A 10,546-nucleotide genomic window follows, 5' to 3' on the forward strand; every position below is an offset into this window, starting at 1 on the left:
GTTACCTGAAAAGTGGACCTTTGACAGTTTTGTCTGCTGGTGGTCCCTGACTGTATTAGGCTGAGGAGCAAAAGGTACAGGGCCTTACTCCGGCAGGCAAGCGAGGCGGTTGCGGTCATGCAGGAAAGTAATCAGATCAGACCAGGGCATGGGCCTGGCGTAGTAGAACCCCTGCACCTCGTCACAGTGCTGATCACGCAGGAAAGCCAGCTGCCCTTCTGTCTCCACGCCCTCCGCCACCACGCTCATCTGCAGGCTGTGGGCCAGGCTGATAATGGCGCGAATGATGTGTTCGGAATCCCCGGTCTGGCCGAGCGCCTGGACGAACGACTTGTCGATCTTGACCAGGGAAATGGGCAAGTGCTGGAGGTTGGTCAGCGACGAGTAGCCGGTGCCGAAGTCGTCCAGGGCAAAGCTGATACCCAACTGACTGAGCTCCCGCAGGCAGCGCTGGGCATAGTCCGGGTCGTGCATCATGGCACTTTCGGTCAGCTCCAGTTCCAGTAGCGAGGTATCGACATTGGCATTGAAGATAATCCGGAAGATGGTTTCCGTCATCTTGCGGTCGTGGAACTGGCGGAACGACAGGTTGACCGCGAACACCATGCCGGGGAAGCCCAGATCAGCGGATTCCCTCAGGCGTTCGCAGGCCTGCTCGATCACCCAGTAGCCGATGGGTACGATCAGCCCGCTGCGTTCGGCGGCCGGAATGAACTCGTCGGGCATGACCAGACCCCGGGTCGGGTGGTTCCAGCGAATCAGGCACTCCACACCCCTCACCTCACCGGTGATCAGGTCGACACGGGGCTGGTAATAGAGCTCCAGTTCATTGCCCCGAAGCGCATTGCGCAGATCGCCTTCCAGCTTGATCTGATGACCGGCGGAGATATGCAGCTGGCGATTGTAGAAACGGTAGCTGGTGCCGGCGTCCCGCTTGGCCTCGAACATGGCCCGGTTGGCCCGTCGCAGGAGGGTTTCCGGCGTGTCGCCGGCTTCCGGGAAGGTGGACACGCCAAGACTGGCGGTAACCCCCACCATACTGCCGCCCACGTTGACAGGTTCCCCCAGGGCGGCCACCAGCTTGCGAACAATATGGGACAGGTCGAGGGAATCATCCACGTTTTCCGCAATCACCGCCAGCTCGTCGCCGCCAATGCGCATCAGGGAATCCACCCGACGGATCACCGTGCGCAGCCGTTCCGCCAGCTTCAGCACCAGCTCGTCGCCACGACGGTAGCCCAGGGATTCGTTCACGGTGCGGAAATCGTCGATATTGATATGCACCAGCGCCAGCCGGTGGTCGCCCCGCTCTGCCCGCAGGATGGCCTGCTGAAGGCGATCAAAGAACAGGTTGCGGTTGATAAAACCGCTGGCCACTTCCCGCCCCAACTGCCCCCCGGTGCTGTCTTCCAGTTGCTGACGGAACCAGACACAGCGCACCGCCCGGCCCAGTGACCAGCGGTCAAGGCGGGCCTTGCTCAGGTAATCCGCCGCACCACCGCCCAGCATTGCCTGGCTCAGCTCATCCTCACAGGCCGCACCCAGGGCGATCACAGGTTTTTCATGGCCGGCGACGGCAAGGTACTGCAGGAAGCCGGCACGGGACCCGGCATGGAACGCACACTCCCAGAGCAGCACGTCAAAGTGGGCGTTAAGCAGCAGGTCACCGACATCGTCCGGATCCGGACACCAGGTCAGCTCCGGCACGAAATCTCCGTGGCCACGGAGCAGGTGGCCGTACCAGAGGAAATCGGTATGTTCCCCGGTCAGGACCAGGATGCGCAGATTATCAGACTGCATGAAGGTTCTGGTGCTCTCTGTTCCCGGAGCGTCCCAGCCGCAGGTACTGCACAACCCCGAAGCTGTATGATGAAAGCGGCCTGGTTCCCCGATGTGAAAGGGTAACCAACTGCCGCGTCCCGATTTTCCGACCTATCATTTGATACCACCTACAAGATAGCTGAAAGCCACAGAAGATACAGAAATTACACTCAGGTAGAATGCTTCTTCGTTGTTAAATCCCACGCCAGGTGAAATGTGTCACAACTCAACCCACGTCAACGCGAAGCCGTCCACTATATCGACGGCCCCCTGCTGGTTCTGGCCGGGGCCGGAAGCGGCAAGACCAGCGTGATTACCCGCAAGATTGCCTACCTGATCGAGCAGGCCGGCATTCCGGGGCGACATATTGCCGCGGTGACCTTCACCAACAAGGCCGCCCGGGAAATGAAAGAGCGCGTGGGCAAGCTGGTGGACCGCAAACTCACCCGGGGGCTGACCGTGTCCACCTTCCACAACCTCGGCATGCACATCATCCGGGAAGAGCTCGCCCACCTGGGCTATCACCCGGGGTTCTCCATTTTCGATGCGGAAGACGCCAAGGCCCTGCTGCAGGACCTGATGCTGCGGGAAGCCAGCGCCGATGCCGGTGACGAGTTGTCGGACATCCAGAGTACCATCTCCACCTGGAAAAACGACATGAAGGGCCCGCAGGAAGCCTGGAGCAAGGCGGCGGATGAGCGGGAGCAGCGTATTGCGCTGATCTACAAACGCTACCAGCAGTACCTGAAGGCCTACAATGCGGTGGACTTTGACGACCTGATCCTGCTGCCGGTGCAACTCTTCCACACCGTACCGGAGGTACTGGCCAAATGGCGCCGCAAGATCCGCTACATGCTGGTGGACGAATATCAGGACACCAACCTGTGCCAGTACGAACTGGTCAAGCTTCTGGTAGCGGAGCGCGCGGCCTTTACCGTGGTGGGCGACGATGACCAGTCCATCTATGCCTGGCGTGGCGCGAGGCCGGAGAACCTGGTCCAGCTCAAGGCGGATTTCCCCAGCCTGAAGATCGTCAAGCTGGAGCAGAACTACCGTTCCACCTCGCGCATCCTGCGCTGCGCCAACGAAGTCATCGCCAATAACCCCCACGTGTTCGAGAAGGTGCTATGGAGTGACCACACTATCGGCGATGAACTGCGTATCGTGCGCTGCCGCAACGAAGACGCCGAGGTTCACCGGGTGGCCTCCGAGATCATCGACCAGAAACTCAAGAAGGGCCTGCAGTTCCGGGACTTCGCCGTGCTCTACCGGGGCAACCACCAGGCCCGTCTGTTGGAAATGAAACTGCAGGCGTTCCAGATTCCCTATCGCATTTCCGGCGGCCAGTCGTTCTTCGCCAAGAACGAGATCCGCGATGCCATGGCCTATCTGCGGTTGCTGATCAACCCCGACGACGACGCCGCCTTCCTGCGGGTGGTGAATGTGCCAAGGCGGGAAATCGGCCCCCGCACCCTGGAGCAGCTGAGCCACTATTCGCGCTCCCGTGACATCAGCATGCACCGGGCCCTGGACGAAATGGGGGTGGAAACCCATGTCACCGAGAAGGGACTGGACCGGTTGCGCCGCTTCCGCCACTGGGTGGAGGCCACCTGCCGCCGCCTGTACGAGGAAGACCCGATACCGGTGCTGAAACAGCTGTTCACCGATATCGAGTACGAGGAATGGCTGCACCAGCATGCCAGTAGCCCCAAGGCGGCCGAACGTCGCATGGAGAATATCTGGTATCTGATCGATTCCGTGCAGCGCATGCTCGACAACGACAAGGGCACTGCCAACGAGACCACCATCGAGGACGCCATCAGCCGGCTCATCCTGCGGGACCTGATGGAACAGCAGGAAGAAGAGGACGACAGCGACAAGGTACAGTTGCTCACCCTGCACGCTTCAAAGGGCCTGGAATTTCCCCATGTTTTCATTATGGGGCTGGAAGAGGAAATCCTGCCGCACCGCTCCAGTATCGAGGAAGGCAACATTGAGGAAGAACGTCGCCTGATGTACGTGGGCATCACCCGGGCCCGGGAGACCCTGACCCTGACCTATGCCGGCCAGCGGCGTCAGTATGGCGAAAAGATGGAAACCATCCCCAGCCGTTTCCTCGACGAGCTGCCGGAAGACGATGTACGAAGGGAAGGCATGGGTGATCTGGACCAGGAGGCCAATCAGGAAAAAGGCAAGGCAACGCTCAGCGCATTGCTGGGCGACCTGGAAGGTTAAAGCGCAGGAAAGTGTGGAAAGCGGGCCGGTTGCGAGGAGCTCCGGCCCGCCAGCGATCTTACTGTACCTGTTCCACCAGGTACTCAACAGCGGCCTGGATTTCCTCATCCGAGCAGGAGCTACAGCCGCCCTTCGGTGGCATGGCGTTGAAACCATTGATAGCGTGATCAATCAGGGTTTCCATGCCTTTGTCGACCCGTGAACTCCAGGCATCGGCATCGCCAGCCACCGGAGCACCGGCTACGCCGGACGCATGACAGGCCTGGCAGGCGGCGGCGTACACATCCTCACCGGAGCGGGGGCCATCATTGGAGGCTGCAGCCGGTGCCGCGGAGCCACAGTCTTCGCCTTGAAGACATACTTCGCCGACCGGCGCGATACGCTCACGGATCTGGTCTTCAACACTGGCCATTACGGCGCCAGCGGTCAGGCCGGTTGCAACCAGTACGGCCGCCAGGAGTTTCATCATTTTCACTATGCACCTCTCATCAGAGCATGTTGGGTAGCCAGAAACGTTATTCAGGGCGGATCCAACGGCCCCCAATATTGTATGTGGGCGCATTATAGCGGCTGGAGCCGGGCAAAAAAACCAACGAAACGCTAAGATAGGTCGCATCCATCAACCAGCTACTCATGGGACCGCAATGACAGGCAAGCCATCGCAGAACAAACACCCCTGGCGCAAACCTCTCCTGGTGACCGAATTTGTTTCCCTGGCCGTCCTGGTCGGGTCCATGGCGCTGCTGGGTCGGCAGGGCCGCGATACCGACCCGGTCCAGCCGTTCTGGCTGCTGATTCCCGCCGTGGCGAGCCTGGCGGTATTCCTGTCGTTTCTCGGGCTGATGTATATTCGCTGGGTAGCTGCGGCCGGGGGTACGGCAGCCGGGCGCCAGAAATTTCTGTTCTCATTGCTGGCGCTGACACTGCTTGGCGTCTGGGCCTACGCCATAGCTCAGACCTGGCAAAGCCTGCCCGTGTAATTGCTCGTTCATGACCTGTTCATGCCCGCTCGTTCATAATGCAGACTCATTTTTCAAAGGACCCCACATGAAACAACGGACACTGGCTGCACTGCTGCTAACCACCATCGGTGCCGGATTGCCCTTGACGGCCATGGCCCAGGATCAGCAAGCCCCCACAACGGAGGCGGAGTCCAGAAACGATATCCCGGAACTGGCGGAAGAGCTGGAACAGGAGATGGATCAATCCGACGAAAACACGTCGAACGGACGGGCCATGGAGCAGGAAGTGGAGGAATATGAAGCCAGGGAAAGATTGATCGGCTCACTGATTGGCGGCTTCGTTCCCTACCAGCCCACCTATATCCTGCCCTATACCTATGTGGACAATCCTAACCAGACCCCCGACAGTCCCAGGCTGGGGGAATCGACGTACGATTCCCGTCTGCAGAGCGAGGAAGCCAAGTACCAGATCAGCTTCCGGGTGCCCCTGCTCACTGGCATGCTGGATGACAGCACCACGCTCTGGTTCGGCTATACCCAGACGTCATTCTGGCAGGTCTATGACACAGAAGAGTCAGCCCCCTTCCGGGAGACCAACTACCAGCCGGAAGTCTTCGTCCGTCAGCGACTGGGCTGGGATCTTGGCCCTGGACAGCTGACCAGCGCCTCCATAGGCTTCACTCACCAGTCCAACGGCCAGTCGGAACCCCGCTCCCGCAGCTGGAACCGCATCAAGGGCAGCATCGCCTATACCTATGACCGCTGGCTGTTCATGGTGAACCCCTGGTACCGGTTACCAGAAAACGATCGTGACGATGACAACCCGGACATCGAAGAGTACATGGGTTACGCCGACTATATCGCTGTCTACAAGTGGAACGATGACCACGTAATCTCCACCCGGCTGTTGAACAACCTGCGCACGGAAGATAACAAGACCTCGGTGGAACTGGGCTACAGCTTCCCCCTGGGGGAGACCATCAAGGGCTACATCCAGTACTACAATGGTTATGGGGAAAGTCTCATCGACTACAACGAACGCACCCACCGGATCGGCATCGGCATCATGCTGAATGACTGGCTGTAAGAACAGAAGGGCTAACTCGATGTCGGTGCCAGACATTCCCTCTCCCTTGACGGGAGAGGGCCAGGGTGAGGGTGAAGGCGGCCAAACTTTGTACGGAGGTCTCCCCCCTCACCCCAACCCCTCTCCCTCCGGGGGAGAGGGGCTTTAAAGCGTCAGGCGTTCAACCGATCCATCTCCACCAGCAGTTCGGCGGTCTTCCGCTCCATCAGCGCCTTGTCTGCCCGCGATTCCACGTTCAGGCGTACCACCGGCTCGGTGTTGGACATGCGCAGGTTGAAACGCCACTCCGGGAACTCGACACTCAGCCCGTCCACATGGTTGACGGAGACCGCATCACCGGCATAAGTCTCCTCAATGGCCTTGATCACCTTCGGCGGATTATCGATGGTGCGGTTGATCTCGCCACTGGCCGGATACGCTTCAATGCGGGCATCGATCAGCGATGACAGGGGCTGGCCGGACTGGCACAGGCGCTCCGCCACCAGCAACCAGGGAATCATGCCACTGTCACAGTAGGCGAAATCACGGAAATAGTGATGGGCGCTCATCTCGCCGCCGTAAACGGCGTCCTCGTCCCGCATGCGCTGCTTGATAAAGGCATGGCCGGTCTTGCTCTGAACCGCCTCGCCGCCGGCCGCCTCCACCAGGTCCAGGGTATTCCAGGTCAGGCGCGGGTCGTGGATCACCTTGCCGCCACCCGTCTTGCGCAGGAACTGGTCCGCCAGCAGGCCGACGATATAGTAGCCTTCAATGAAGCGGCCGGTCTCATCAAAGAAAAAGCATCGGTCAAAATCGCCATCCCAGGCAATGCCCATAGCCGCCTTGTGCTTGAGCACCGCCTCCGCCGTAACATCACGGTTTTCCGGCAATATCGGGTTGGGCACGCCGTTGGGAAAGCTGCCGTCCGGTTCATGGTGAAGCTTGATGAACTCAAAGGGCAGGTGCTTTTCCAGGGCGTCGATCACCAGACCGGCACCGCCGTTGCCGGCGTTGACCACAATCTTCAGGGGCGTCAGGGCAGCGGCGTCGACATACCCCAGCAGGTGGTCCACGTAGGGAGCCATCACTTCCAGTGGTTCATGGCGGCCCTGCCTGGGGGCATCGGCAAAAGGTTCGAGCACCCGGTCACGGATGTCGTTCAGGCCGTTGTCTGAACTGATGGGGCGGGACTGTGGCCCCACCATCTTCATGCCGTTGTGGTCTTTCGGGTTGTGGCTGGCGGTCACCATGATGCCGCCATCCATCCCAAAATGGCTGGTCGCGAAGTACACGTGCTCGGTGCCGCCAAGACCGATATCAAAAACGTCCGCACCGGCGGCCATCAAACCGGAACTGAGGGCATCGGCAATTTCAGGGCTGGACTCGCGGATATCGTACCCGACGATGACCTTGCGGGCCCCGGTCACCTCCACGTAGGCCCGGCCGATCTTCTCCGCCAGCGTTGCATTAAGCTGGTCCGGTACGCGCCCTCGCAGGTCGTAAGCTTTAAAACAGGACAGGTCCATGGCGACTGTTCTCCCAGTTGGTCTTCGACAGTGATACTTGTGACGCCCCGACTAGTGGGCAATCGACTTCACGCAACAAACGGACCCATTCTAGCCATTTGCCTGTGACAACGGCAGGAAACACCTGAAAAATGAAAAAAAAGAAACCCGGTGGCAATCACCGGGTTTGTTCTGACAACGAGGGGATCCGGCGCACGCACCAAACAGGAGCACCGACAGTCAGATCTTATTCGGCAGAACCTGACTGTAGCTGGATGTAATTCTGAATGCCCATCTGGCCAATCTGCTCCAGCTGGGTTTCCAGCCAGTCGATGTGTTCCTCCTCGCTGTCCAGGATGCTGCGGAACAGCTCACGGCTGGTGTAGTCCTGCACCTGCTCGCAGTAGACGATCGCTTCCTTGAGATCCTTGTGGGCGGTGTGTTCCAGCTTGAGATCACACTCGATCATCTCCTGGACGTTCTCTCCGATCAGCAGCTTGTTGAGATCCTGCAGGTTCGGCAGGCCCTCCAGGAACAGAATCCGTTCAATCAGCTGGTCCGCGTGCTTCATCTCGTCGATGGACTCTTCGTATTCCTTGTCCGCCAGCTTGGTGATGCCCCAGTCCTTGTACATACGTGAGTGCAGGAAATACTGGTTGATTGCAGTCAGCTCGTTGCCCAGAACCTTGTTCAGATGCTGAATAACCGTCTTGTCACCTTTCACGTGCGGGACCTCCTCTCGAATTTCGGTATTGGTTGTCCGCCTTCAATCAGCGGAATTGGCACAAGGATAGACCCATTTCCGGAGAGAAAAAATCGCGTAAGAGAATGGTTTACGTTTGACACAGCGCATTGACAACGCCCCGGAGGGGCGTCGGGTCAGGCAGGTTGGGCGAGCATGTCCGCCAGGGCCAGATAATCGGTGGAGCGGCTCTCCCTCAGGATTTCCCGGGCGGTGCAGGCACAGCGGCCGCATTGACGCCCCACACCCAGCTCCTTGCCCAACTGGCGCATGGAACTGACACCGCTTTCAGCCGCTTCGCGGATTTCCCGATCGGTCACACCGGTACAAAGGCAGACGTACATAGGCAAAATCTCACACACCGATTAAAGTTAGTGATAATTATTGTTATTCGTAAAAGAGATTGCAAGTCAATTGAGAAAATTTGTACAAATCGTCACAGAAAAGCGCCCGCCACGCATCCGGGTCCTGAAAATTTCGCGGCGCCGTCGCCCAGATCCGCTACACTCTGCTCGACCAGACAACCCGAGCGGAGCAAACCATGGCCCTGAAAGCCACCGTGTTCAAGGCGACCCTGAACATCGCCGACATGGACCGTCACTACTACGCAGACCACCACCTGACCATTGCCCGACACCCGTCGGAAACCGATGAGCGGATGATGGTCAGGCTGCTGGCCTTCGCCCTGAATGCCGGTGACCAGCTGGAATTCACCCGCGGCCTGAGCACCGATGACGAGCCCGACCTATGGTGCAAGACCCTGACCGGGGATATCGAACACTGGATCGAGGTGGGCCTGCCCGAGGAAGACCGTATCCGCAAGGCCTGCAACCGGGCCGAGCGGGTCACCCTCTATGTCTATGGCGGGCGTGGTGTGCCGGTGTGGTGGGACAAGCACCACAACCGGCTCGAGCGCTTCAATCACCTGACCGTCATCGCCTTGGCCCAGGACGATACCGACGCCCTGGCTGAACTGGCGGACCGGTCGATGACGCTACAGGTGAATGTTCAGGATGGTGAAGTGACTGTGGGCAACGAATCCCGGGTAGTGAGCCTTGAGCCAGAGGTGCTCAAGCGAGGCTGAAACGGAGTCAGAAGCGCACGCCCTCTATTTCCCGGCTCCGGCGACGTACGGGGAAACCCTGGCTTTCCAGCAAGGTGACGAGTTGCCGGGAATCCCGCGGGTTGAGGAAGTCCGCCAGTGGCACCTCCTCTCCGTTGCAACAGAGGCAGACGCGTTCCCGCAGCCAGGGATGGGGCCGTTCATCGAGCAATACGCGTACACCCGGGCGGGGCCAGTCCCAACGCTGTTCGGGTTGTTCATGGCCCTTTTCCAGCAGCACCCGCGACGCCCCGAAGGTAATCACTTCCTGCCGGCAGCAAAGGCGAGCGGTGTACCATAACCCGGCCCCCACCGCGACCAGTTCCAGCCCGGCAAACGGGATCACCAGCCAGGCGCCGGCGAGACTCATCCCCGCCACCACAATGGACGTCAGTGCCACCAGCCCCAGCCAGACACGAACCAGCGCGGGCCAGCTGATGGACCGGTTGGGGGTCAGCCGGTAGCGTATGCCATTGCTGTCAGATAAGCGTTCAATCATGGGAAAGCCCCACCCGGATGAAACCCGGCCAGATTGCCTTTCATCAAGTATACGCGATGACAGCAAAACGGTTTTAGTCAGGGCTGGACAGAGTAACGCTGCGCAAGTAAGATTGCGCACTCGAAATCACCGGCAGATGGTGGTTCGATATCCGCCCGTAGCTCAGCTGGATAGAGCGTCGCCCTCCGGAGGCGAAGGTCTCAGGTTCGAATCCTGACGGGCGGGCCATTTTGATGGCAGATCAACACGTTATACCCCCATCTCCCGGAACACTCCCAAATCCGAAAGGTCCCAGGTTTCAAATCAGCTAACGACCTTTGCCCGGTTTATGAAATTGTCCTGTTTGGCACACGAAATAGAGCCTGTGTCCAAATTGTGTCTGACCTGCCCCCAGTCTTTAATCCAACTGCTCCCTAGTAATGTCCGGTGCTTCTGAATCAGTTTTTCCAAGTCGGAGAGCGGAGGCAAACTCCAAGGGGGTCTGATACCCCAGGGATGAATGCGGACGTTGCTCATTGTAGTCCAAACGCCAATTGCTGATCTTCTCCCGCGCGTGTGCAAGATCCCGGAACCAGTGTTCATTCAGACACTCATCCCGGAATTTTCCGTTAAAG

The 10,546-nt window shown here is 59.2% G+C and carries 11 protein-coding genes and 1 tRNA gene; 5 read left to right on the forward strand and 7 right to left on the reverse strand.

The features are described 5' to 3' along the window. Positions 1-84: 84 nt before the first annotated feature. Positions 85-1,800 (reverse strand): putative bifunctional diguanylate cyclase/phosphodiesterase, encoded by a 1,716-nt coding sequence (locus tag ACFOZ5_RS16715; protein ID WP_379889390.1) that lies wholly within the window; start codon positions 1,798-1,800, stop codon positions 85-87. 237 nt (positions 1,801-2,037) lie between these two features. Here ACFOZ5_RS16715 and rep point away from each other — a divergent pair, with 237 nt between their 5' ends. Then, positions 2,038-4,056, forward strand: coding sequence for a DNA helicase Rep (gene rep, locus ACFOZ5_RS16720; RefSeq protein ID WP_379889392.1), 2,019 nt, complete (start codon positions 2,038-2,040; stop codon positions 4,054-4,056). A 58-nt stretch (positions 4,057-4,114) separates the two neighbouring features. Here the strand turns inward: rep and ACFOZ5_RS16725 are convergent, their stop codons facing one another. Further along, positions 4,115-4,525, reverse strand: a complete 411-nt coding sequence (locus tag ACFOZ5_RS16725) for a c-type cytochrome (protein ID WP_379889394.1) — start codon at positions 4,523-4,525, stop codon at positions 4,115-4,117. A 175-nt stretch (positions 4,526-4,700) separates the two neighbouring features. Here ACFOZ5_RS16725 and ACFOZ5_RS16730 point away from each other — a divergent pair, with 175 nt between their 5' ends. Both ACFOZ5_RS16730 and ACFOZ5_RS16735 read left to right on the forward strand, forming a co-directional pair. Then, positions 4,701-5,036 carry a hypothetical protein gene (locus ACFOZ5_RS16730; RefSeq protein ID WP_379889396.1) on the forward strand — a complete coding sequence of 112 codons (336 nt, stop codon included), beginning with the start codon at positions 4,701-4,703 and terminating at the stop codon, positions 5,034-5,036. Between the two features lie 67 nt (positions 5,037-5,103). After that, positions 5,104-6,105: a phospholipase A gene (locus ACFOZ5_RS16735; protein ID WP_379889398.1), complete on the forward strand. Its 1,002-nt coding sequence runs from the start codon at positions 5,104-5,106 to the stop codon at positions 6,103-6,105. A gap of 152 nt (positions 6,106-6,257) precedes the next feature. Here ACFOZ5_RS16735 and ACFOZ5_RS16740 read toward each other — a convergent pair whose 3' ends face one another. The 3 genes from ACFOZ5_RS16740 to ACFOZ5_RS16750 all read right to left on the reverse strand — a co-directional run bounded on the left by ACFOZ5_RS16740 (position 6,258) and on the right by ACFOZ5_RS16750 (position 8,675). Next, positions 6,258-7,610, reverse strand: a complete 1,353-nt coding sequence (locus tag ACFOZ5_RS16740; RefSeq protein WP_379889400.1) for a phosphomannomutase — start codon at positions 7,608-7,610, stop codon at positions 6,258-6,260. A gap of 226 nt (positions 7,611-7,836) precedes the next feature. After that, complete coding sequence (gene bfr / locus ACFOZ5_RS16745; RefSeq protein WP_379889402.1) at positions 7,837-8,313, reverse strand: bacterioferritin; 477 nt, start codon at positions 8,311-8,313, stop codon at positions 7,837-7,839. A 155-nt stretch (positions 8,314-8,468) separates the two neighbouring features. Further along, positions 8,469-8,675, reverse strand: a complete 207-nt coding sequence (locus ACFOZ5_RS16750; RefSeq protein WP_379889404.1) for a bacterioferritin-associated ferredoxin — start codon at positions 8,673-8,675, stop codon at positions 8,469-8,471. A 197-nt stretch (positions 8,676-8,872) separates the two neighbouring features. On the opposite strand from ACFOZ5_RS16750, the gene ACFOZ5_RS16755 reads away from it, so the two are divergent. Continuing rightward, on the forward strand, positions 8,873-9,415 hold the full coding sequence (locus tag ACFOZ5_RS16755) for a YaeQ family protein (RefSeq protein WP_379889406.1): 543 nt from the start codon (positions 8,873-8,875) through the stop codon (positions 9,413-9,415). Positions 9,416-9,422: 7 nt separating this feature from the next. Here the strand turns inward: ACFOZ5_RS16755 and ACFOZ5_RS16760 are convergent, their stop codons facing one another. Further along, entirely contained in the window at positions 9,423-9,932 is a 510-nt protein-coding gene (locus ACFOZ5_RS16760; RefSeq protein WP_379889408.1) for a DUF2244 domain-containing protein, read from the reverse strand. A gap of 151 nt (positions 9,933-10,083) precedes the next feature. Here ACFOZ5_RS16760 and ACFOZ5_RS16765 point away from each other — a divergent pair. Then, positions 10,084-10,160 (forward strand) — tRNA-Arg (locus ACFOZ5_RS16765). Between the two features lie 169 nt (positions 10,161-10,329). Here ACFOZ5_RS16765 and ACFOZ5_RS16770 read toward each other — a convergent pair. Further along, positions 10,330-10,546 (reverse strand): integrase core domain-containing protein (locus tag ACFOZ5_RS16770; RefSeq protein WP_379889410.1); only part of this gene is annotated, 217 nt, incomplete at its 5' end.

This window comes from Marinobacter lacisalsi (assembly GCF_042651045.1).
Lineage (GTDB): Bacteria > Pseudomonadota > Gammaproteobacteria > Pseudomonadales > Oleiphilaceae > Marinobacter > Marinobacter lacisalsi.